Genomic DNA, 23493 nt, shown 5'->3' on the forward strand with positions numbered 1-23493 from the left:
CCCTCCGTATCAGAACTGCAAGTGTTCTGCGCGCACAATCATCGCCAGACCGGAAGCCAGTTGAACCCGAACTTCACCTTTGGCAATCTCAAGCACCGTAGCATCCATGGCGTCTTTACCCGCTCTGACTTTGATCTCTTGACCAATTTTCAAGGCGGTAATATCCGTCACGTTAACGCGCTGCGGTTGCGGCGCACGCTCGGTAGCCGCTTTGGGCTGACGAGGTGCGGAAGCACGCGGCGCAGTGGTACGAGGTTGACGCGGAGCACTGTCAGCTGCTGGGCGCTCGCGGCGCGGGGCGGGTTTACGCTGATGCGCAGGTTGATCGGTGGTCTCACCTGCGGCACGACGTTTCGCTTGCTGTTCAGCTCGCTGCGCCTGAACGCGCGCTTTCGCTTCTTCCAACTGCTTGCGAGCGTGATCGACATGCTGCTGTTCCAATTCACCGCACGGATTGCCATCCAGATCCACGCGTTGCGCACCCAGCTTGATGCCGTACAGGTAACGCCAACTGGAGGTATAGAGGCGCAACGCAGAACGCAATTGCGTTTTACTCACACTGTCAGTCTCCGACACACGCGTGACAAGATCCTGAAAAATACCGATTTTCAAAGGCCGCGTGTCACCTTCAGTGGTGAAACAAAGCGGAAACCGTTCTGCCAAAAAGGCAATGACATCTTTACTACTGTTCAACTTAGGTTGATTTTCCATGAAATTTCCTGATTACAACGGGTTTGCCAACCAGCGCAGGCATGAACAGGCGACATTATAATGACGCCATCAGCAATTGCTACGTTATCCTTCTCTCTGCGTGAGAGAATTGATAAAAATCAGCACATCGCTCTGTTGCAATTGTGCGCAGAGCACGGCGACCAGCGCTTTAAGACCTTCTTCGTCATCCGCGTCAAAACGCGCATAGGACGTGCTATCAATATCCAGCACGCCAATCAGTTGGCCGTTGACAGAAAGCGGCAACACGATCTCGGCATTACTGGCGGCATCGCAGGCGATGTGACCAGGAAAGGCATGCACATCATCGACACGTTGAATGCGGTTCTCCGCAATCGCGCGCCCACAAACGCCTTTGCCCGCAGGAATGCGCACACAGGCAACCCGACCTTGAAATGGCCCAAGAAACAGCGTGTCATCATCCAGAAGATAAAAACCCGCCCAATTGACCCCTTCCAGACGCTCAAACAAAAGCGCACTGCTATTGGCCAAAATAGTGATAAAGCGGCGTTCACCCGTAATCAGTGCGGTAAGATCGCTGACAAGATCCCTATAAAATGATGGTTTGTTCATAAATAATAATTCAGTTTTTCCAAATACCGGATCACTCCATCCCTAACCGATTGACGCAACGCGAATCGTTAGCTCAGTGGCATCATCCCATAATTTCAATCACCCTGCCTGACAACATCGGCAACGTCTCCCACAAGAGAAGAAGAATATACGCTTTTGCGTTTTTATTCACATAAACGTGACAGGATGAATTGAGACATACTGCACAGCATGCCACAACAACATTCGCTTCGTCAGCGTATTGCACACATTTCATTCCCCCAGCCAGACTTCTGATTTTCCTAAAACCGACCCTATACCCTCAATAATTCGAGTTGCAGCAAGGCGGCAAGCGAATGAATCCCGATGAGCTTACTCAAGTAATTGATTCAGTTGACAAATCTGCCCGGAGCAGATTTGAACGCCACTAGCGGCGGCCTCGTAAAAGGTGAGGCCCAGGGATGGGCCGAATAACGAGCGCCGCCAACGCATCTGCAGCTTGAAGTATCACGGGTATACACATTCAATTACCGTGCACCCCGGAAGTAGGCTATGATGCTGACGACCTTCACAGCGCAATCCGGCGTAATGAAAATATACAGCATAGTGGGTTCTGCCACGCACAGCGCTCCGCGTCCGCCCGTCACCCAGGCACGCTCTGGCGTTGCCTATGGGCGCTATCACCGTTGTCATGGCTGCGACATGCTATTTCTGCTTCCGGCAATGCGCAAAGGGGAGTATGCCACCTGCCCGCAATGTTCCACCCGCGTCGGTTCCGGGCGCGATTGGTCAATGACACGACTGGCCGCGATGGCCAAGGCGATGTTGTTGTTAATGCCTTTCGCCTATACAGCCCCCCTGCTCGATATCCGACTGCTGGGTGTTGCGATCAATGCCAGCCTGTTTGAAGGCATCTGGCAGATGACCAGGCAAGGACACCCGGTCACCGCCAGTATGGTGGCGTTCTGTACCGTAGGCGTACCGATTACGCTGATGATTTCCCTGCTTTATCTCTTTTTTGCCCCGCGCATGGGTATGAATCTGCGGCCGATTCTGCTGTTGCTGGAAAAATTGAAAGCCTGGATGATGCTCGATATTTATCTGGTCGGACTGGCCGTTGCAGCCATCAAGATCCGCGAGTTTTCCGATATTGAGATAGGCCATGGCTTGGTGGCCTATCTCACTTTGACTCTGCTGAGTCTGTTAACCTTGATTCACCTCAATCCAGATCAACTCTGGCTGCGTTTCTACCCACGGCTGCATCCGGTGATCAACCCGGAGCGTTATCGCCTGTGTCTGGCCTGCCATTTCACTAGCGCACCGGACACTCGAGGGCGTTGCCCACGCTGCAATACCCCACTACGAGCACGTCGGCGCCACAGCCTGCAAAAATCGTGGGCGGCCTTGATCAGCGCCATCGTATTTCTGGTGCCCGCCAACCTGCTGCCCATCTCGATTCTCTACGTCAATGGTGCACGCAAAGAGGACACTATCCTGTCAGGCATTCTCTCGCTGGCAAACGGCAATGTGCCTGTCGCGGCGGTGGTTTTTATCGCCAGTATACTGGTGCCCTTCACCAAGGTTATCGTGCTGAGCACCCTGCTGTTGAGCATACATCTGCACACGCAACGCGCTATCATGACGCGCATGCGCCTGTTACGCGCCATGATCTGGATTGGCCGCTGGTCGATGCTGGATCTGTTCGTCATCGCCTTGATGATGTCGCTGGTAAATCGCGACCAACTGTTGGCTTTTACCTTAGGCCCGGCGGCCTTCTATTTTGGTGCGGCCGTTATTTTGACCATTCTCGCTGCGGAATGGCTGGATAGCCGATTAATGTGGGATACCCATGGAACACGATTCAACAACACCCGAATCAACACGAACCGCGATTAAGCATAGGCGTCGTATATCGCCGTTCTGGCTACTGCCCTTTATTGCACTGCTGATTGCCGGCTGGTTGCTCTACACCAACCAGCAAGAGCGCGGCACCACGGTCACCATTGATTTTATCTCTGCTGACGGCATCGTGGCTGGCAGAACCCCGGTGCGTTATCAAGGTGTCGAAATCGGGACGGTACAAAACATTTCGCTGAGTGAAGACCTGCGTACCATTCAGGTTGAAGCCAGCATTAAAAGTGACATGAAAGAAGCGTTACGCAGCGGGACACAATTCTGGCTGGTAACCCCCAAAGCCTCATTAGCTGGCGTTTCCGGCCTTGACGCCCTGGTTGGCGGTAACTATATCGGTATGATGCCCGGCCCCGGCGAGCCACAGGCACACTTTTCTGCGCTGGATACTCAACCGAAATACCGGGCTAACAGCGGGGAGTTGCTGGTGCATCTGCATGCCGATGACTTAGGGTCACTCAACGCGGGCTCGCTGGTGTATTACCGCAAGATCCCCGTCGGAAAAGTGTACGATTACACCGTAACGCCAGATAATAAAGGCGTGACAGTTGATGTTCTGATTGAGCGCCGCTTCACGCATTTAATCAAGAAAGAGAGCCGCTTTTGGAATGTGTCCGGCATCAAGGCGGATATCAGCCCGGGCGGCGCCAAAGTAGAAATGCAAAGCCTGGCGGCGCTGGTCAATGGCGCTGTCGCATTTGACTCACCGGAGGGGAGCGATAACGCCAGCGCAGAACAAGCATACCGACTCTACCCTAATCTGGCGCAAAGCCAGCGCGGTGTGGCGATTACCTTAACGCTTCCCTCCGCCAATATGCTGAAAGCCGGACAAACACCGCTGCTGTATCAGGGTTTGGAAGTGGGCAGTGTACAAAAACTGGTGCTGGACCCTGGCAACGGTAATGTCACCGGACAGTTGATTATCGACCCCTCTGTTGTACCGCTGATGCGTGAAGGCACACGTATTGAGCTCACCAAACCACGTCTGACCTTGAACGATCTTAACCTCTCTCGCCTGTTAACCGGTCCAACGCTAACGCTGATTCCCGGCGACGGAGAGCCGCGCCAGATATTTCCACTGATTGATGGCACGCAGGCCTTACGCCCCGATACACTGACCGTTCAGTTGTCTGCCGCACAGAGCTATGGCATTGATGTTGGCCAACCCGTGTTGCTGCATGGCGTACAGATCGGGCAGATCATTCAGCGCACGCTGACCGAAAAAGGCGTCACCTTCGATGCTAGCATCGAACCCGAATATCGTGCTCTGCTGCACAAAGATAGCACCTTTATCGTCAACAGCAGGCTAAACGTCAAACTGGGGTTGGAGGGCGTGCAAATGATCGGAGCCAGTCCGCAAGAGTGGCTCAGCGGCGGTGTGATGGTGTTACCCGGGACACAAGGTGAGCCGCAGGCTCGCTATACCCTGTTTAGCGATCGGGATAATGCGCAAGAAGGCATCAAAGGCAGCACGCCCAGCCCAACCTTAACGCTGGTCACCGAGAGCCTACCGGACATCCAGGAAGGCTCGGTTGTGTTATACCGCAAGTTTCAGGTCGGCGAAATCATGCGTATTCGTCCCGGTGCAGAAACCTTCGACGTCCAGGTTTACCTGCATCCGGAGTATCGCAAACTGCTGACTGAACGCAGCGTGTTCTGGGCCGAGGGCGGTGCCCGCGTGCAGCTGAGCACCTCCGGACTGACGGTTCAGGCCGCGCCCCTAAACCGGGCAATCAAAGGCGCCATAAGTTTCGATAATCTCGAAGGCGCTCCCGAAACCAAAGGCGGAAAACGGCTGCTGTATAACACTGAAACCGCTGCACGTGCGATCGGTAGCCGCATTGAATTGCGGACTTATGACGCCAGTTCACTCTCCGCCGGCATGCCGATTCGCTACCTTGGTATTGAGATTGGTCGGTTGGACTCCCTTAAGCTGGCGGAACAGCGCAACGATGTCTTGGCGCAAGCAGTGCTCTACCCTGAGTACGTTAACGCCTTTGCTCGCGCCGGCACGCGCTTTTCAGTGGTGACGCCACAAATTTCAGCAGCTGGCGTCGATCATCTGGAAACCTTGCTCCAACCCTACATTAACGTCGAGCCAGGCAACGGCGCGCAACAGCGCCAATTCGAACTGCAACAGGCGACCATTTCCGATTCCCGTTATCAAGATGGGCTGAATATCGTGGTTGATGCGCCGGAAGCCGGTGCGCTGCAAGTGGGAACACCAGTGCTATTTCGCGGCGTTGAAGTGGGAACGGTTACTGGCCTTTCTCTGGGACCGCTGTCCGACCGGGTGACGGTGGCATTGCGTATCAGCAAGCGACACCAGCATCTGGTGCGCAGCAACTCGGTATTCTGGCTGGCATCGGGCTATAACCTGGAGTTTGGCTTGGGTGGCGGCTTACTGAAAACCGGTACCTTCCAGCAATTTATTCGCGGCGGTATCGCTTTTGCCACCCCGCCCGCCATTCCCTTAGCGCCGATTGCCACCCCCGGTAAGCATTTCCTATTATTGGGACAAGAACCCAAAGAGTGGCGCGAATGGCGCACTGCCATTCCTGAATAACCAGCGTTGATCCTGCCGTCGCGTGATGAGCGACGGCAGCCACGTGCCGTGTTACACTATCAGAATATTACCCGCACTTTTCTGATATTGTAACGAGATATTACCACCGTGGTGAAACCCCTCTCTCCTTCTTTGCCCTCCGCGTTTCTTGAGGCGATTCAAGACATCATGCCCGCGCATCTGTCCCTTGATGAATTCATTGCTGCCTGCCAGCGTCCATTAAGGCGCAGTCTGCGCGTCAACACGTTGAAGATTAGCGTGGATGACTTTTTGTCACTGGCGGCGGATTGGGGCTGGCAATTGGCGTCAATCCCCTGGTGTAAAGAAGGATTTTGGGTGGTCAGCCCGGATGAAACACAACTGCGATTGGGCAACACGGTTGCCCATTTAAGTGGGCTGTTTTATTTGCAGGAATCCAGCTCAATGCTGCCGGTCAGCGCATTGTTTTACGCGCAGGAAAGCGCGTTATTATCGCGTGAGGCAACCCCATCGCCATTGGTGCTGGACGTGGCCGCAGCACCGGGATCGAAAACCACACAAATTGCCGCACGTCTCGGCAATAACGGCGGGATCGTCGCTAACGAATATTCGGCCAGCCGGGTCAAGGTGCTGCATGCCAACATCAGCCGCTGCGGCGTAGACAACAGCGCGCTAACGCATTTTGATGGCCGCGTGTTCGGCGCGGCCCTGCCTGAGACGTTCGACGCCATTCTGCTTGATGCGCCGTGTTCCGGCGAAGGCGTGGTACGCAAAGACCCGGATGCCATGCGCCACTGGTCCCCGGAAAGTACGGCGGAGTTGGCACAAACCCAGAAAGCGCTGATCGTCAGCGCGTTTCATGCGTTAAAACCTGGCGGTGTACTCATTTACTCAACCTGTACGCTCAACGCCCAGGAAAACCAGCAGGTGTGTCAGCAACTGCTCGATACCTTCCCGCAGGCCTGTGCGATTGAAGCGTTAGGTGACCTCTTCCCCGGCGCAGAAGATGCGCTGACTGAGAAGGGATATCTCCACGTGTTCCCGCAAATTTACGACAGTGAAGGTTTCTTTGTCGCGCGGTTGCGCAAAACCGCGACCATCCCCCCATTACCCACACCGCGTTTTAACGTGGGTAAGTTTCCCTTCACGCTAGTAGCAGGTAAAGATAAAGACGCGGTGACGCTTTCTGCCAATCAGGCAGGCCTGGTCTGGGATCCAGAGCAGCAGCAACTCTGGCAGCGTGACAATGAAATCTGGCTGTTTCCCACCGCACTCAGTGCGCTGTTTGGCAAGATACGCTTCTCGCGCATTGGTATCAAACTGGCGGAACGCTATGCCAAAGGTTTTCGCTGGCAGCACGAAGCCATCGTCGCGCTGGCAGATGCACAGGCACCGCACGCTTACGCACTTAGCGACGCGCTGGTTTGTGAATGGTATCAGGGGCGCGACAGTTATCCCGACGAACTCCCTACCGGCGATGAGATGGTGCTTACCTATCAGCACACACCGATCGGATTAACCAAACGCATCGGCAGCCGTATAAAAAACAATCTTCCGCGCGAACTGGTGCGTGATGGTGCCTGTCCGCAGCACGGTAAACAGGGGTAGTTTAACGCCCAGTGCCTCATTTTCATCTACACTCTCGCTAGAGCTACTGCTACTGACTGGGAGGGTAAACGCCTATGTACGCACTGGTTGTCTTTATCTGTTATCTCGGCCACGGCTGCGAAAATCTGGTCATTGATGCTTATCTCAACGAAGCGCAGTGCCTGAGTGCGATGGATGAGCAACGTTTACGACGGGCGGGATGTTTTCCGATAGAGGATTTTATCGACGGCTATTGGATCCCGGCCCATGAACGCGCCGAGTTTTGACGCGTATGCACATCAGGCATACGCGCCATAATGCAGGCATCAGACGACAGCAAACTCCTGTTCTGTCATCCCTAAAGACACGCCCGCAGCAACGATATTAGCCCACTCCTGATCGGACAGCGTTATCCCGTTAGCCTGACGTTGTGCACAGGCAATACGTTCTGGCTCACCAGCAATCAGCACCGGATGTTCAGCATCCGCCGCCGGACAGGTCCGCACATAGTCCAGCATGGCGTCATACTCTTTTTGCAGCCAGTCCATCGATACCATTGCCGCCGGGTCGATAACGATCGTGGTCATATTATTCATGATCGCCCCTTTACGCTCATTATCCGGCTGGATTGTACCGCCGCCGGAAAGCAGCCCTGCCAGCATCTCTGCCGCCAGCACCAAGCCGCCGCCTTTATGGCGTGCAATGGGTTTCAGCGCGCCCTGTTTTTCATCTTCCCACATCACTTTGGGATCGTTGGTAGAAACGCCCTGACTATCGAGCATCACCTCTTCATCAAACGTCTTGCCCGCCAAATAGGCCACACGCGTTTTGCCCAACGCCACGATGCTGGTGGCAAAATCGAGCACAAACGGTGGATTATGTTCACTTTTAGGAAACGCAATGCAGATGGGGTTGGTGCCAAAACGCGCCTCACGGCCGCACCAGGGTGCCACAATCGGATCCAAATCGTTCACGTTGACAAAATGAATCGCCACCATCCCCGCCTCGGCCGCCATTTCACCGTAGGTGCCAATCCGTCCAAGGTGGCATGCGGAGGCCAGTGTCATCAGGCACACGCCGGTGGTTTTTGCTCTGGCAATCGCCTGCTCCATCGCTTCTTTGCCGGTGCGCTGACCAAAACCACGATCGCCGATGAACTGCAATACCGCTCCCCCGTCACGCAACAAACGCACCGGCGTATTAGGATGCATGATCCCTTTGGCGATAAATGCCACATAGTGCGGCAACATTCCGACGCCGTGACTATCATGACCTTTGAGATTGGCATTCACCAGATGATCGGAAACACAGCGCGCCTCATCAGCCTGTGAGCCTGCCTTTTGCAATAAAAGATGAGTAACGTCTCGAAGCTGACGCTCGGAGATTAACATAGGACAATTTCCTTGATTGTTTCCCTTCCGCCTCCAGATATCAGATTTTCTAATATCATGAAAAAGAGGGAGTTATATACCCTAAATAATTCGAGTTGCAGGCAGGCGGCAAGTGCGTGAATCCCGATGAGCTTACACAAGTAAGTGATTCGGGTGAGCGAACGCAACCAACGCATCTGCAATGTGAAGTATGACGGGTAAAGATGATTATTGTGTTTGCCTCATTATCCTACCGCTGAAAGCGCAGGGATTAAATGCCTCATCGCGCCTGACGCACTATTGCGTTAATCAAGATCAAAACCCTGGTCTATTGTTAGCAGCACGATTCGCGCCCTCAGCCCCGTACCTGACTGCGCTATAATAGGAAGAGTACGCCGTGATCATTCAAGGATCGCCATGAACTACCGCGCTGTAATACCCTTATATCTCCTGCTGTTGCTTATAGCGGGTTGCTCCTCGCCACAAGGCATGAACTGTCTGGGTGAAGTGAAAACGCTGCCGGGTCATCCGGTTGGCAAGACATCAGCCATGATTGTCGATAACACCGTGGCGTTTAGCGTGCTGATGCCCAAACAACGCATTGAAAGCGGTCTGTTACACTCGGCCGACAGCTCACGCTATGTGCCTTCCGCTGTCACCAAAGAGGGCTATCTGGCAAAGCGTCTCTCCGGTAACCGATTCTGCATTATCGATCCGAAAAAAAACGAGTACACCATCTACCAGTGCCAATAACCGCGAACGGTAATGATGGCATCGCCCCTCTTCGCGTAGAATGCTCTGATGTCTGGTGAGACGTATCCAGATATTTACCAAGCGTTAAAAAATCGAAAATCCGCCTTATCCCTATTCCGCTTTATATGACCGCCACGCAAAATCCCCCCGTCTACTGAGAGGTGAATCATGAAAAAAATGCTCTGCGTATTAATGGCGATTGTCATCACCACATCCTTAAGCGGATGCATATGGCCGGGTCCCGGTGGCGGACATGGCGGCGGTGGCCCAATGCAAGGGCCAATGGGTCCAGGTGGCGGTGGAGGCGGCCCTGGCTATGGCGGACACGGTGGGCGCGGGTAGTTGATGGGGTGAACATCAGGGCGCTTTGCCGCCCTGATGTGAAAGATCTATAATTTTGCCGCAGCACGTTGCGTCGCCTGCCTGCGCTTTTCAACAAACGAGGCTTGCTTGAGACGCACGGCCTGAAGCAGTTCCGGCGCAGCCGATCGCGGCGAACCTGCGTTGAACGGCGGCGCGGGGTCGTACTCCAATTGTAACTGAATCTCCTGTGCAACCGCATCACCGTACAGTCCTGCTACCACGGTCAGTGCGAAATCGATCCCTGAGGTCACGCCTGCACCACTAATGCGGTTTCCATCGTGCACAACGCGCTCCTCAACCGGTTGAGCCCCCAGCAACGCCAATTGATCGAGCGACCCCCAGTGGGTGGTTGCCTTATAGCCTTGCAGTAAGCCCGCGGCCCCTAATACCAGCGATCCCGTGCAGACCGAAGTAACCAGTTTAACTTCCTTCGCTTTTTGACGCAGGAAGTCCAAGACCTCATCATCGTCCATCAGATCAATCTGTCCGGGCCCACCCGGCACACAGATAACGTCTAGCGCAGGGCACTCAGCGAGGGTAACCGTAGGCAAAATAGCCAGACCCCGATCGGCGTTAACCGGCGCAAGATCTTTCCAAATCAAGTGCACCTGTGCACCCGGCGCCCGCACGAATACCTCGTAAGGCCAGGTCAAATCTAATTGGGTTACGCCGGGAAAAAGGAGAAAACCGATGGAGAGTGCGGGAGAATCAGCCATGACAACGTCCTTTGTGATTAGGTGATATTGCTTAGCATGCGCAGGTTTTTATCAGGGATTCAATCAGAATATCAACGATGAGAACCACATCGATGGTATCCATGACTCGACTTCACTGCGCGCAGCCCTTATGATCGCGTTCAGATTCATTTATGTAACTCGCTGATTAACGATAGGTAATTTTGCCAGGTTATCAGCTCAGCACAGAGATACCACGATGAAAAAGATCATTTTAGCGCTAACCCTTGCCACGCTTGGTGCTGATGCCATTGCCGCCGCCCAGTTGGTGACGTTAAGCCGCCAACAATATGGCGAACGTTGGGCGTTTACTCGTGAAGAAGTCCAGTTAATTTGCCGCCCGGGTAAGGCTGTTTTTGCGTTGAACACTGGGACGCTGATGCAGTACCCACTTAACGCGGCCGCACAGGCGCAAATGAAAAACGGTCAGGTTAGCGGGCAACCGATCGATGTGATCTGGCTGGACGACCCCACTGAACCGGGCAAGAAGAAAGATTTACAGCCGTTTATCGAACGCGGTGAACAGCTTTGTGCCGCAGGGTGATTTAAAAAACTGACTACATTTCAGCCACATGTTAATGCATGGATAATGGCGCGTTACCTTGAGGTGTGAAAGCTGTTCCAGTTATGAAACGAACTCCGCTGCAACACTGGTAATCAGTGAGAAGTTGGCTACGCTTTAAAGGGCAAGGCTGATTCAGCTTGCACAAATGCCAACTTTTAGCGCAAGGCTCTCTCCCAAGAGCCATTTCCCTAGACCGAATACAGGAATCGTATTCGGTCTTTTTTTAATGCATTGATTTTATATAACTTTACTCCATTTCACCCTAAATTGGCCATAAATTTTGTATCCGGTGTATATGTGGTTTTTATTATTTCTTGTCCGATCGCTCCTAGTTTAGATTGCTACAGTATTACAATAAAAATTACTTAGCATCACCTCCGGTTTAACCTCCTCACGTTCTAGCATCTGTGCGCGCACTGATAGGAAGGTGTCGCGCGGGATAGCCATCGGGCCACCATCAGCTTATCCCTCTATTTCGTTGCGAGCGCCATGAGTCCCTGAATAACCTGAGGCAGGAAGAGTACCGGCTTATGATTGACCCTCGGAAATTTCAAAAGTGCATGGAACTAAAACGGGTGCGCTTACAGATACACTTGAGTGAAGCAGCGAAAAACCCAAAAGCAATCCGAACTTAGTTTTCATTCCCTCCACCCGGTTTGAGGGAAGAATATCAAACTACTTGCTCCTGCATTGCAGACAATTTGGGTATACCCTGGATAAGCATTACTATCAAAATTTGCATTAATTATTTTCCATACGACAGCCAGCTCTCTTCGTGACATAACTCCCTAAAGAAAAATTATGTTTCTAACTTCTGTTATTTTATTGATTTTTATGATTATTCATGGCAAATTAGTCAACATATGAATGACTATACATGCGAGCATTTTTAAAACACGCCATAAAAAACAGAGGGATGCTATGAAGTTTTTAAGTGATGTTTTTGATGATTATCTCGAATTGGCAAAAGTAAATAACCATAAGATAGACATAAAACATTTCAACAATAAATACAAAAGCTCCAACGCGATATTCCAGCTAATCCCTGATGAGTTTAAAAATAACCTTAGCGGCCGTTTAGAAGAATTTATATTTAAGCCTTCTATAGGGCAAGCTATTGTCACAGACATACCTTGGGTTTGCGTCCTGAATAAAATGATAACAAACACACCTCAGTCTGGATATTATATAGCATTATTATTTTCTTATGATATGCAGGAATGTTATCTATCACTAAATCAAGGAGCAATAGACGCAGCGAAGGTATGTGGCGGGCCAAAAAAGGCACTACAATTTCTTAGTTTAATATCAAAAAATGTTTCTCCCTATTTGACATATGATAAAAAAGCAATTTATGGAGAAATTGATCTTAAGGCTCGTAAATTTCCTGGTACTGGCTATGAAAAGGCTGCCATACAAAGTTTTCGCTACAAGAAAGGAGCGCTACCATCGTTGCAAGAGTTTAGAGCTAATCTAAATGTCTTATTGTCAAGCTATGACAATTTATTTAGGTTATTTTCAAAATCATTATTGTCATCTTCAGAAGAACTATTTGACTTATATGCATTAGGCTTGGCTTCTTTGGCTGATGATTGCAAACAAGATGAAAACCAGGAGAATAAAAAGGCAAAATATAGAATCGCTGGAAGTGTAAATGTTTATCCAAGAGATATCAAAGTGGCGTCATCCGCCATTAAGAAAGCAAAATTCTTTTGTGAATATGACTCTAACCACAAATATTTTAAATCAAAAATTAGCAATCAAAATTATGTTGAAGCCCATCATTTCATTCCATTATCAGAGCAATATAATTTTGAATATTCATTGGATGTCGTAGAAAACATCATATCATTATGTCCTGTATGTCATAAAATATTGCATCATGGTACAATCAATGACAAAAAACCATTAATTGAAAAATTCTATGGCGAACGAAGCGATGCATTAGCAGACAGAGAACTTGAAATATCTCTTGATACATTACTTTCCTTTTACAAGTAATACAGCAGTGCCCATAAGGGCACTGTATCATTCATGTATTCATGCTGGGCGCTAGAAATTTCTCGACTTCCTTAGTTTAAACATCTAGAGGTTGGTGCAATAATCTCGTCATATCACATTCACCAACCATCAGCATGAATCAACTAAACACACGATTTTACCACAGAGACGCATGCTGCTACTTTTTTAGAAAGATATAGTTTCACTGATGCTTTTCATTAACCAAAATTGACGTATCTGCCAGTGTGAATCCCATATACATATACATACATAGCTCCCCCCCATTATAAAAATGGTTGAATGAATGCTTTCATAGTTTCTAAAATAGTTTTGGTAATATCACGATTATGATACCTGAATTTCACTTGCTGTTATGGTTTACCGCTGCATTAATAGTAAATACACCAAATGACGGCAATTATCGGACTAACACCGAGTTTTGGGACATAGCCTCCCTAGTGGTCAGAAGGATTTGATTCACCCAGTGAAACAGCTCAAGCATGAGAGCTTCGGAGTCTTTGGGGATTGCCAGTCAAGGAGAGTATCTTCTGGGGCGGGTAGCAGCAAGGCCGGGAGAGCGCCAACCGTTCATAAGACCCGCATCCTATCGGGGAGGCTTCATAAAAAAGGGTATGGAAACGAATTCACCCCCAAATTGCTGGGCCACAAGTCGATGAAAATGACTGACAAGTGTCTCGCCAGCCGGGAAAAAGAGTGGACAATGCACTGAGCTCAACGCCCTAAATCAGCACCTCAGCTGCCGAAAAATGCGCATCAATATGATTTTAAAACAATGCTAACGAGGGTATTGCTGCGTGTTTTTAGCGTAAGATTTATGATTTAGAATCAATCCATTAGTCATATTTACCCGCCTAAAGTAATCGTATTCAATTTTTTAATTATTTGATTGTATAGTATTTTATTGACTCCCCGCTGCAAATATTCGAAATCCGCCCTAAATTCTGTATTCAGAGTAAATTCACATAGCGATCTTTAGCCAGAACACGCTTGTCATAACGCCTAACGACAATAATCTCCTGCATGAGAAAAGAGGTTTCAGTAAATAGTATTATCTATCATCTTCAATTTAGGTCCCTCACACTCTGGCATCTTTACACATTTCACCGTAATTCCTATTATTTGATATCCCTACTCCCTTTCTTTAAGAGAGCATTGTACAAACTAATTAATCGGATAGTTAACATGCTTACTATTAAAAATGAGGGTGTTATAAACTCAAAATCGTTGATGAATACAACGCCAGCGATAGCTATTTCTTCGCAGGCTACAACATCAGAGCAAAGCGCATGGGAATATTATAAGATTTGGTCTGAATGGGAAAAAAACTCTTCACAGGGTATGGGTGAACAACGCGACGTTGCAGTGGGAAGAATGCGAGATGCTCTGGAAAGGAAAACTGATTCCCTTGATTTGAGCATGTTGAACTTAAGCACATTACCTGGCATTTTTCCCAAACAGGTTAAGACTTTGGATATTAGTAGAAACCAACTTCATACACTGACTGAATGCTTACCAGAAAATCTTCAAGTTATAGATGCCAAAAATAACAAATTAATCACTCTCCCTAAAAACTTACCTGAAAGTTTATCTAAGGTATTCCTATCACATAATCGTCTAAAAAGATTACCTGAAAATTTACCTTCATCCATTCTAATTATCGACGTTGAAAACAACCAGTTGGAGGGTACAATCAGGAATCTACCAGACTCTCTTATGGGTTTAAAATTAAAAAGTAACAGACTAGACACAATACCAAGCCATTCGCCTAATTTTATAGAATTTTTAGACATAAGCAATAATATAGTAACTGAATTACCCGATGACTTGCCGAATTCCATCAGATCTTTAAATGTTAGTCATAACAAATTAACTGCTTTGCCCAGAAAATTACCCGATTCAATTAAAGTTTTAGACATAAGCCATAACGAATTAACGTTTCTTACCAATGAGTTACCCGACTCCCTTGAGATTTTTGACGTAAGCCATAACAAACTAACCACTCTGCCCGACAAGTTACCAGACTCCATCGATTTTCTGATGGTTCATCATAACAAATTAAACAAACTCCCTGACAAGTTACCCCACGCCCTTGACAACCTTCAATCAAGCAGTAATAACTTGACTTGCATTCCTGACAAATTGCCAAAAGACATTCGCATTACAGATTTTAGTTTTAATAAAATAGAAATCTTCCCCGATAACTTACCACAAACCATTACTCATTTAAAATTAAACAACAATAATATCGCAGCAATTTCAGGAAAAATATCCAATTTGAGTGATAGAATGGAAATTGACTTAAAGAATAACAAGTTATCTGCAAAAGAAAAATCAAAAATAATCAATTTGCAAGCAAGTGAATACTATAATGGCCCTAATATTAAAACGTAAATATTAGCTCCCCCCACTTGTAATAACAAGATGGGGGGTAGTTAAGTGCGATTATTACACAACCACCTTCCCAGGTTATTTACAATCGTCAGTTATTTTCACAACAGCGGCATCGAGCACAGCAGCATTTTCAGAGGCAAACATGGCAATGCCTTTGACAGGCTTGCCCTCTTTCAAGATACCGGTGGTCAATGCCTCATCCACTGTATCAAGCCTGAACGCTTTATTATCAGGAGAGTACGCCTTTAAACACAGCGTAGACAAATTGACGTCATCACCAGATAGCTTAACCACTGCCACCTCGAAACTTTTGGTGTAAGCCATTTTGCTTCCAACAGAGATTGAGCCGTTAGATTGTGCTGTAGCGTATACCGCTATATTATCCGGCGTCGACGCATTTGCAGTAAAACTAAAACCAGCCAGAGCCATAGTGGCAACGATCATCGAAACTTTCATATCCATTCCTTTCAGTAGGTTTTAGCCTTGGTTACTGTATATATACAAGATACAGCCTATTGAAATAGTACATCAGCTAACCTAAACCATTATTAAAGGGATGTTTTACTCTTTGAAGAAGTAGGTTTTAGAATCTAATGGGTTAATTATTAAGGAAAAATAGAAAAGCTTACGGGTGCGGGTTCAGTCTTACAATCGTAATCTGGGCGACCTGGGCTTAACGTAGCGCGTCAGTTTACGCTCAGGGCACTACCGCCTTCGCCCCATGTTTAACCAGGCTATCACCGATCTTTTGATGCCGATTGGCTTTAGCTTTGACCAAGTGGTTGTGCACTTCCCATTCCATTTCATTCGCCAACGCAGGTTTTTATTTATCATTTAGCTAGGCCTGTTGACAATCATCGCCAAGAACCTGTTTTTTTGTAAAAGAATCTGTTTACATTCTGTCTTTTTTGGAAAAGCAGAATGCCAAGATTGATGCTCAGTGATGACCAATACGAACGGATTAGCCCGTTTTTGCCGGGAAAGGATTCGGATCCGGGACGAACAGCAGCAGATAATCGGCTTTTTGTCGAAGCGGTTTTATGGATCGCCCGAACTGGAAGCCCATGGAGAGATTTACCACCCGATTTCGGACTCTGGAACTGTGTGTACAAACGCTTTGCCAGATGGTCACGGGCAGAAATATGGCATTCCGTTTTTGCTGAACTTGCGGGCGATGCCGATTTCGAGGAAATCTTCATCGACAGCACTATCGTACGGGTTCATCAGCATGCAGCGGGCGCTCCCAAAAAAACGGTGACCAGTCGATTGGTCGTTCTCGCGGGGGATTGACAACCAAGATTCACGCTCTGGTTGATGGGCTGGGCATGCTTGCCCGTTTTAGTTTGACTGGTGGTCAAAAGAGCGACACCAGAGAAGCATTGCCTTTACTTGGTGAATTGAAACCTTCAAGCTTGGCTGCAGACAAAGCCTACGATACGAATGTGATTCTACAATATCTGGAGTCGGTAGGCATTCAGGCTGTCATCCCCAGCAAAGAGAATCGCCGTGAGCAACGCCCACTGGACAAACATCTTTACGCTTCACGCAATTTGATCGAACGTTTCTTTTGCCGTATCAAGCAATTTCGACGCGTAGCTACACGCTTCGACAAACTCTCAAAACGCTTCGCATCATTCGTTGCGCTCGCTGCTGCATTCGTCTGGCTGTGTTAATTGTCAACAGCCCCTAACATCACTGCTCTTTTCTTACCAGACAAGATAGCTAAATGATACTGAAAATAAAATAACAATTAATGAATAAATTGGGGTAATACCAACACTAGCCATACATAGCTATCTATTAATCCAAATAACAACTAATTATCTTTTTATGTTCAAGTTTCATATTTCAATCCTAACCATTAGCCTTCATTGCTCCTCACCTATACTCGTTGATATTTATCCATAAAACGTCATCAATAAGCTGGAGAAAACATGAGCGTTGCATATGAAGCGAAAGATATTAAAACAATATCATGGGGCAGTATCATTGCAGGTATAGTGACGGTGATGGCCGTGTCTATATTATTATCTACCCTGGGCAGCAGCCTAGGTTTCGCAATGGTCGAGCCGAAGTCAGACGATCCGGTAAATGGCGTGGGAATGGCTGTCGGCCTATGGACCGTGTTCTCCATTGTTATTAGTTTATTCGCGGGATCGTTTATCGCTGGCCGATTGGCGGGTTACGATGGCATGATTCACGGCTTCTTAAATTGGGCTAGCGCGTTACTGGTCGCTTCTGTGTTGGGTGCCATGCTGGTGAGTTCCTCAATAAAAACAGCGGGAAGTGCGCTTGGCTCAATCGCATCAGCCACAGGCTCGATGATTTCCAGCGGTGGTGAAGCTCTGGGCAACGGACTTTCTCGTGTGGGGGATGCAGGGCAAAATTGGTTTGAGGAGATCATGCTTGATACGCACCTTTCAAGTGATGGCTTGCAGAGTGAAGTAGAAAATGCGCTCGTGAAATCGGGCATTCCCACATTACAACCTGATTATCTCAAACGGCAATTGCAAGGTGCTAAACAGGATATCATGCTGGCTGCGCGCCGCATGGCAGTGGGTACAGAATCGAGTGAACAGGTTGCAGCCCAATTAACCGAGAAACTTGCGCAACGGAGTAAGACGATTGCGGCCGGCATTAACCGCGATGATATCAAGCGGGCGTTAGCGCAAAACACCGACCTGACTCCCGTTGAAGCAGACCGGGCGGTCGAAAACATTATCAGTACTCGCGATCGCATGGTGAAAGAAGTGAGCGAGCGCCTCAGCGAAGCACAGCAAAATATACAGCAGGCTCAGCAGCGTTATGAGGACTGGAAAAAGCAGGCGGTTGAACAAGCTGATCAGATGTCAAAAGCAGCGGCAAAAGCGGCGTTATGGTTCTTTTTCGCACTGCTGATCGGTGCCGTAATCAGTACTCTTGCCGGTGCCTGGGGCGCGAAGAGTAAACGTCATGTGTAGTATGAGTCAGGCAAGAGGTGGCTGCGATGTTTAATCCTGGGGATATCGTTCAAAGTAAAACGGGTGGGCCACGCATGCGGGTTCTTAGCGTAGAGGACGATAGGCTTTACTGTGCGAGAATTGACGATCCTATTGAGAAAGAAGTAGAAATAAGCGTTGATAGCGTCTCGTTTTACCGCGAGGAAGGCGATTTCGGCGTGTGTTAATACACATCCCCTTCAGGCTTGACCTGAAGGGGATGTAATAAAGCATTACTGTTGCGTCGTTGCAGTCGTCATTTTCTTCAGGTCTTGATCGATAAAGAACAGCCCCCCTTGCGCGGGACTCACCAATGCCAACTTGTCGAGAATGGACTTAAACAATTTCTCTTCTTCATGTTGTTCAGCCACATACCATTGCAGGAAGTTGAATGTTGAATAATCCTGCTGTGTCATTGCTGCATGAGTCAGTTCATTGATTTTCCGTGTAATTAATTGCTCATGCTCATAGGTTTGCTCAAACACGTCAGCCAGGGATGCGAAATCGACCGGTGGCGCGGCGATAGCCCCCAGTACGGGCATGCTGCCGGTGTCATCCAGATAATTGAAGAGCCGTTGCATATGCTCCATCTCTTCTTGAGAATGTGTTTTCAGGAATGCTGACGCGCCTTCAAACCCTTTATCACCACACCATGCGCTCATTTGCAGGTACAAATTAGCAGAATAGAATTCCAAGTTTAGCTGATCGTTTAATTGTTGAATCATCTCTTTTTTAAGCATCTTTTATTCCCTCTGATTGGCAGGTGAGTCAATTTGTTCCATTATGCCTTGCTGTTAAAAAATAAAAAACATTTTATTATCAAAATAATTAACATAAAAAATAAATCGCAATAAATCAATAAAATACATTAAATGATAACGATTTTCAATTTCATGAAATGATTATTAACGCCATTTATTTGAGAATGGTTTTTATTTAATTTTAACGTACTGCTGGATATTTATAAAAACCGCCTCATCGATTTAATAACCTAAAGAATAATCATTCTTTTTTAGCATCAGGTTATGAAGCAATACCCGCGTATGTCCGCCAGGAAAAAAATGCTATGATGCGCGCTCACCGGCGGCCCTGAGGATAAGAACAATGGCGTATAATCTGGCTAACCTTGCTGCGCAAGAGATGGATAAAGTGAATGTTGATCTCGCAGCCTCTGGCGTGGCGTTCAAGGAACGCTACAACATGCCGGTCATTCCTGAAGTGGTTGAGAGGGAGCAGCCCGAGCATCTGCGTGACTATTTTCGTGAACGCATCGCATTCTACCGCCAACGCTCGTTGCAGTTCTCTCGCCTCCCCTACGAACCCAAGGCAAAATAGCCTGAAATCTGCTGTCCAAAGCACTTTTTTCGCTTGCATGTTATGCCCAACAGGCGGTTAATGGTAAGGCAAACCACCTTTTACCGAGAGAGGCAAATCAAATGAGTAAAGGCATGGACAGCAAAAAAAACAGCAAGAAAAAACCGTTGAAAACCGCAGCAGAAAAACGGGCGGATAAACGGTCCAAACGCGCTCAGCAAACCGATACGGTGAGTTGATGCCTTAGTGCGCTGAACGGGTAATCCCGCACTCAGCGGGATTACTTCAGTCGCTAACCCCTTATTTTTACTTCTCTTCGACCATCAGTAAAAATGCGTACTCCAGCGCAATGTCTTCGTATTGTTTGAATCGCCCCGATTTTCCCCCGTGCCCGGCGTCCATATCTGTCAACAGCAGTAACAGGTTGTCATCAGTTTTCAGCTCACGCAATTTGGCCACCCATTTGGCGGGTTCCCAATACTGAACCTGCGAGTCATGTAGTCCGGTAGTAATCAACAGATGCGGGTAGGCTTGCGCGCTGACATTGTCATAAGGGCTGTAGTTTTTGATGTAGTCATAATAACGCGGCACACCAGGATTCCCCCACTCGTCATATTCGCCGGTGGTCAATGGAATTGACTCATCAAGCATGGTGGTCAGCACATCGACAAACGGCACCTGCGCTACCACACCTTTAAACAGTTCAGGGGCCAGATTAACGACCGCACCCATCAACAAACCTCCGGCGCTGCCGCCCATGGCATAAAGCTGCTTTTCATTACCATAACCCTTCGCCACCAATGCGCGGGAGATATCAATAAAATCAGTAAAGGAGTGCATCTTATTGAGCAAGCGCCCGTCGTCATACCATTGCTGCCCCAATTCCCCGCCGCCGCGGATGTGCGTTAACGCAAATACAAACCCTCGATCGAGCAGGCTAAGGCGACTCACGCTAAAATCCGGTTCCATACTACTACCGTAGGCACCGTAGCCGTACACCAGTAACGGATTATTGCCGGGCTGATAGCAGTCACGGCGGTACACCAGCGACACCGGCACCTCAACGCCATCGCGCACGGTGATCCACAGGCGTTCGCTGCAATAGTCCGACGCGGAGAAGTGTTTGACCTCCGCCTGTTTGAGCAGGCACTGTTCGCCGCTGTCCAGATTAATCTCGTACAGCGAGGTCGGCGTGGTCATGGATGAATAACCAAAACGCAGCAGTGACGTCTCAGGCGTCGGATTGTAAGCGAGCCAGGTAACGTAACTGGGATCGTTAAAGCTGATGTTTTTTTCGGTACCGGTCTGCCAATGCACCTGCCGCAGCGAGGTTAAGCCTTTCTCACGTTCTTCCAGCACCAGCCAATCGCGGAACAGCTCAAAGCTTTCCAGCACGCGACTGCTGTGCGGCGCGATGAGCGTTTCAAATGCGGACTCATCCCAGTCGGTAGTGCGATACAGGCCGAAGTTTTTGCCCTCCCGGTTCGAGCGCAGATAAAACGCCCCCTGATAGTGGTCCACGCCATACTCATGATCTTTGCGGCGCGAAATACACACTTGAGGCACGGCGTCACTGTCGTGCGCATCCAGCAAGCGAACTTCTGTGCTAGTGGTACTGCTCAGAAAGATAACGATATACGCTTCAGAGGTGGTTTCCCCCAGACTGACATAATAGGTATCGTCTTGCTCTTCATAGACCAACCGATCCTGGCTGACATCATCACCGAGACGGTGCAAGAACACCTGATAGGGAAGCAGCGTCTGCGGATGCTTGCGCACGTAGTAGATTGCGGTGGCATCGGCATTCCACTGCATGTTTGCCGAGACGTGCTCAATGACATCCGGTAACCACTCCCCGCTCTCCAGGTTGCGAAACCGGATGTCATACTGACGGCGGGAAATTTTATCCTCAGCCAGCGCCAACAGTCGGTTATCCGGACTAACGGATAGCGCTCCCATATTATAGAACTCACTGTCTGCGGCACGTTCATTCTCATCCAGCAGCAGTTGCCACTGTTCTGTTTCTGAGGCAGGCTGCCGCACATAGCGCGCGTACTCTTTCCCCGATTCGTAGCGCGTCTGATAGCGATAGCCACGTTTAACATAGGGCACTGAGGCATCCTGCGCCGGGATCCTCGCCACCATCTCCTGATACAGCGTTTCTTTCACCGCATCGCTGGGTTGCATATGTGAAGCGCAATACGCGTTTTCTGCTTGCAGATACGACAACACGGCCGGATCTTCCCGCGTATCGTCGCGTAGCCAGTAGTAATGATCAAGGCGGGTATCACCGTGCATCGTGAGGGAGTGCGGACGTTTTTCTGCCTGAGGTGCTTTCATTGCGTGCCATCCTGTTTTCTGGAAAGAAAATCGTGGCACGATTCTCTGAGAAAGCCAAGCGGTGCTGTTTGTAGGTAGGGCTTGTTGCCTTCGATATTCTCGTCGCTGATGCGTACGCAAACGTTTTCCTTTATACTGCGCGCCATGTCAATACAGAGCGGGAAAGCAGAATGTTAACGGTTGGAACAGCGCTACGCGCGTCATGTTATTAGGTTGCGGAGAACTGGGTAAAGAAGTGGCGATAGAATGCCAGCGGCTGGGCGTTGAAGTGATCGGTGTCGATCGCTATGCCAATGCTCCCGCCATGCATATCGCTCACCGCAGCCACGTCATTAACATGCTGGATGGTGCAGCGTTGCGTGCCGTTATCGAACTTGAGCGCCCCGATTACATTGTGCCGGAAATTGAAGCCATTGCCACCGACATGCTGGAGACGTTAGAGCAGGAAGGCCACCATGTGGTGCCCTGTGCCAAAGCCACGCGTCTGACCATGAACCGCGAAGGCATTCGCCGTCTGGCAGCGGAAAACCTGAATTTGCCCACCTCTTCTTACCGTTTTGCCGCCAGCGAAGATGCTTTTCAACAGGCCGTTGCCGAAATTGGTTACCCCTGTATCGTTAAACCGGTGATGAGTTCATCAGGAAAAGGGCAGAGTTTGATCCGTCGGGAAGAACAACGGGATCAGGCATGGAAATACGCACAAGAAGGTGGACGTGCGGGCGGCGGTAAGGTCATCGTGGAAGGCCTGGTCAACTTTGATTTCGAAATCACGTTATTAACGGTCAGCGCCAGCGACGGTATCCACTTCTGCGCACCCATCGGCCACCGTCAGGAGGACGGCGACTATCGCGAATCATGGCAACCGCAGCAGATGAGCGAACTGGCTTTGGCGCGCGCGCAACAGATCGCCCGCGATGTGGTCAGTGCGCTGGGGGGATATGGTCTGTTTGGCGTAGAGCTGTTTGTCTGCGGCGATGAGGTCATCTTCAGCGAAGTGTCACCGCGCCCACATGATACCGGCATGGTCACGTTGATCTCGCAAGACCTTTCTGAGTTTGCCCTACACGTACGCGCTTTTTTAGGTTTGCCTGTCGGTGCGGTACGCCAATATGGCCCTGCCGCCTCTGCCGTTATTTTGCCTGAGTTGGTGAGTGATAATGTCAGCTACAGCGGATTAGAACATGCGCTGCGCCCCGGTACGCAAGTTCGCCTGTTCGCCAAACCGAGTATCGAAGGTAAGCGCCGAATGGGCGTGGCGCTGGCCGTGGCGGATAATATCGATGATGCAGTAGGATTGGCTGTCTCCGTCGCCAGTGCTGTAAAAGTGACCGGATAACCG

At 49.2% G+C, this 23493-nt stretch carries 19 protein-coding genes and 2 pseudogenes; 14 read left to right on the forward strand and 7 right to left on the reverse strand.

Features of this window, described 5'->3' with window-relative positions:
* Positions 1–9 precede the first annotated feature (9 nt).
* Together proQ and K6K13_RS11405 are read right to left on the reverse strand one after the other, a co-directional pair.
* Positions 10–711, reverse strand: a complete 702-nt coding sequence (gene proQ, locus K6K13_RS11400) for an RNA chaperone ProQ (RefSeq protein WP_222160875.1) — start codon at positions 709–711, stop codon at positions 10–12.
* Between the two features lie 84 nt (positions 712–795).
* Positions 796–1302, reverse strand: coding sequence for a free L-methionine (R)-S-oxide reductase MsrC (locus K6K13_RS11405; protein ID WP_222160876.1), 507 nt, complete (start codon positions 1300–1302; stop codon positions 796–798).
* A 567-nt stretch (positions 1303–1869) separates the two neighbouring features.
* On the opposite strand from K6K13_RS11405, the gene yebS reads away from it, so the two are divergent.
* The 4 genes from yebS (at position 1870) to K6K13_RS11425 (ending at position 7611) form a co-directional block, all read left to right on the forward strand.
* Positions 1870–3177 carry a membrane integrity lipid transport subunit YebS gene (gene yebS, locus K6K13_RS11410; RefSeq protein WP_222161060.1) on the forward strand — a complete coding sequence of 436 codons (1308 nt, stop codon included), beginning with the start codon at positions 1870–1872 and terminating at the stop codon, positions 3175–3177.
* On the forward strand, positions 3131–5758 hold the full coding sequence (locus K6K13_RS11415; protein WP_222160877.1) for a PqiB family protein: 2628 nt from the start codon (positions 3131–3133) through the stop codon (positions 5756–5758). The genes yebS and K6K13_RS11415 overlap by 47 nt, the downstream gene beginning before the upstream one ends.
* A 108-nt stretch (positions 5759–5866) precedes the next feature.
* The gene (rsmF, locus tag K6K13_RS11420) at positions 5867–7345 is read left to right on the forward strand and encodes a 16S rRNA (cytosine(1407)-C(5))-methyltransferase RsmF (RefSeq protein ID WP_222160878.1); all 1479 of its coding nucleotides are present in this window, start codon (positions 5867–5869) and stop codon (positions 7343–7345) included.
* A 74-nt stretch (positions 7346–7419) separates the two neighbouring features.
* Positions 7420–7611, forward strand: coding sequence for a YdfD/YebW family protein (locus K6K13_RS11425; RefSeq protein WP_222160879.1), 192 nt, complete (start codon positions 7420–7422; stop codon positions 7609–7611).
* Between the two features lie 39 nt (positions 7612–7650).
* On the opposite strand, the gene K6K13_RS11430 is transcribed toward K6K13_RS11425, so the two are convergent.
* Positions 7651–8715 carry a malate/lactate/ureidoglycolate dehydrogenase gene (locus tag K6K13_RS11430; RefSeq protein WP_222160880.1) on the reverse strand — a complete coding sequence of 355 codons (1065 nt, stop codon included), beginning with the start codon at positions 8713–8715 and terminating at the stop codon, positions 7651–7653.
* 396 nt (positions 8716–9111) lie between these two features.
* Here K6K13_RS11430 and K6K13_RS11435 point away from each other — a divergent pair, with 396 nt between their 5' ends.
* Both K6K13_RS11435 and K6K13_RS11440 read left to right on the forward strand, forming a co-directional pair.
* A complete protein-coding gene (locus K6K13_RS11435) occupies positions 9112–9447 on the forward strand; it encodes a hypothetical protein (RefSeq protein WP_222160881.1) in 336 nt (111 codons plus the stop codon).
* 168 nt (positions 9448–9615) lie between these two features.
* Positions 9616–9789, forward strand: a complete 174-nt coding sequence (locus K6K13_RS11440) for a hypothetical protein (protein ID WP_222160882.1) — start codon at positions 9616–9618, stop codon at positions 9787–9789.
* Between the two features lie 47 nt (positions 9790–9836).
* On the opposite strand, the gene K6K13_RS11445 is transcribed toward K6K13_RS11440, so the two are convergent.
* Positions 9837–10526, reverse strand: a complete 690-nt coding sequence (locus tag K6K13_RS11445; RefSeq protein ID WP_222160883.1) for a DJ-1/PfpI family protein — start codon at positions 10524–10526, stop codon at positions 9837–9839.
* A 217-nt stretch (positions 10527–10743) separates the two neighbouring features.
* Between K6K13_RS11445 and K6K13_RS11450 the strand changes: the two genes are divergently transcribed.
* From K6K13_RS11450 to K6K13_RS11460, 3 genes are all read left to right on the forward strand, one after another.
* The gene (locus tag K6K13_RS11450; RefSeq protein WP_222160884.1) at positions 10744–11088 is read left to right on the forward strand and encodes a YebY family protein; all 345 of its coding nucleotides are present in this window, start codon (positions 10744–10746) and stop codon (positions 11086–11088) included.
* Positions 11089–12030: 942 nt separating this feature from the next.
* Complete coding sequence (locus tag K6K13_RS11455; protein WP_222160885.1) at positions 12031–13110, forward strand: MrcB family domain-containing protein; 1080 nt, start codon at positions 12031–12033, stop codon at positions 13108–13110.
* Positions 13111–14313: 1203 nt separating this feature from the next.
* The gene (locus K6K13_RS11460) at positions 14314–15522 is read left to right on the forward strand and encodes a leucine-rich repeat domain-containing protein (protein WP_222160886.1); all 1209 of its coding nucleotides are present in this window, start codon (positions 14314–14316) and stop codon (positions 15520–15522) included.
* A 75-nt stretch (positions 15523–15597) separates the two neighbouring features.
* Here K6K13_RS11460 and K6K13_RS11465 read toward each other — a convergent pair whose 3' ends face one another.
* Positions 15598–15978: a DUF4354 family protein gene (locus K6K13_RS11465; protein WP_222160887.1), complete on the reverse strand. Its 381-nt coding sequence runs from the start codon at positions 15976–15978 to the stop codon at positions 15598–15600.
* Between the two features lie 477 nt (positions 15979–16455).
* Here K6K13_RS11465 and K6K13_RS11470 point away from each other — a divergent pair.
* From K6K13_RS11470 to K6K13_RS23235, 3 genes and pseudogenes are all read left to right on the forward strand, one after another.
* Positions 16456–17195 (forward strand): annotated as a pseudogene (locus K6K13_RS11470) (IS5 family transposase).
* A 261-nt stretch (positions 17196–17456) separates the two neighbouring features.
* Positions 17457–18482, forward strand: coding sequence for a YrzE family protein (locus K6K13_RS11475; protein ID WP_222160888.1), 1026 nt, complete (start codon positions 17457–17459; stop codon positions 18480–18482).
* Positions 18483–18508: 26 nt separating this feature from the next.
* Positions 18509–18688: a GDFGVC terminal motif YodC-like protein gene (locus tag K6K13_RS23235; RefSeq protein WP_252120479.1), complete on the forward strand. Its 180-nt coding sequence runs from the start codon at positions 18509–18511 to the stop codon at positions 18686–18688.
* A gap of 45 nt (positions 18689–18733) precedes the next feature.
* Here the strand turns inward: K6K13_RS23235 and ftnA are convergent, their stop codons facing one another.
* A complete protein-coding gene (gene ftnA, locus K6K13_RS11480; RefSeq protein ID WP_222160889.1) occupies positions 18734–19240 on the reverse strand; it encodes a non-heme ferritin in 507 nt (168 codons plus the stop codon).
* 364 nt (positions 19241–19604) lie between these two features.
* On the opposite strand from ftnA, the gene K6K13_RS11485 reads away from it, so the two are divergent.
* Positions 19605–19835 carry a DNA polymerase III subunit theta gene (locus K6K13_RS11485; RefSeq protein ID WP_222160890.1) on the forward strand — a complete coding sequence of 77 codons (231 nt, stop codon included), beginning with the start codon at positions 19605–19607 and terminating at the stop codon, positions 19833–19835.
* A gap of 285 nt (positions 19836–20120) precedes the next feature.
* Here K6K13_RS11485 and K6K13_RS11490 read toward each other — a convergent pair whose 3' ends face one another.
* Positions 20121–22154 carry a S9 family peptidase gene (locus tag K6K13_RS11490; protein ID WP_222160891.1) on the reverse strand — a complete coding sequence of 678 codons (2034 nt, stop codon included), beginning with the start codon at positions 22152–22154 and terminating at the stop codon, positions 20121–20123.
* Positions 22155–22344: 190 nt separating this feature from the next.
* On the opposite strand from K6K13_RS11490, the pseudogene purT reads away from it, so the two are divergent.
* Positions 22345–23490, forward strand: a pseudogene (gene purT, locus K6K13_RS11495) (formate-dependent phosphoribosylglycinamide formyltransferase); the annotation flags it as partial.
* Positions 23491–23493 lie beyond the last annotated feature (3 nt).

Origin of the sequence: Symbiopectobacterium purcellii (assembly GCF_019797845.1) — a bacterium.
GTDB classification, from domain to species: domain Bacteria; phylum Pseudomonadota; class Gammaproteobacteria; order Enterobacterales; family Enterobacteriaceae; genus Symbiopectobacterium; species Symbiopectobacterium purcellii.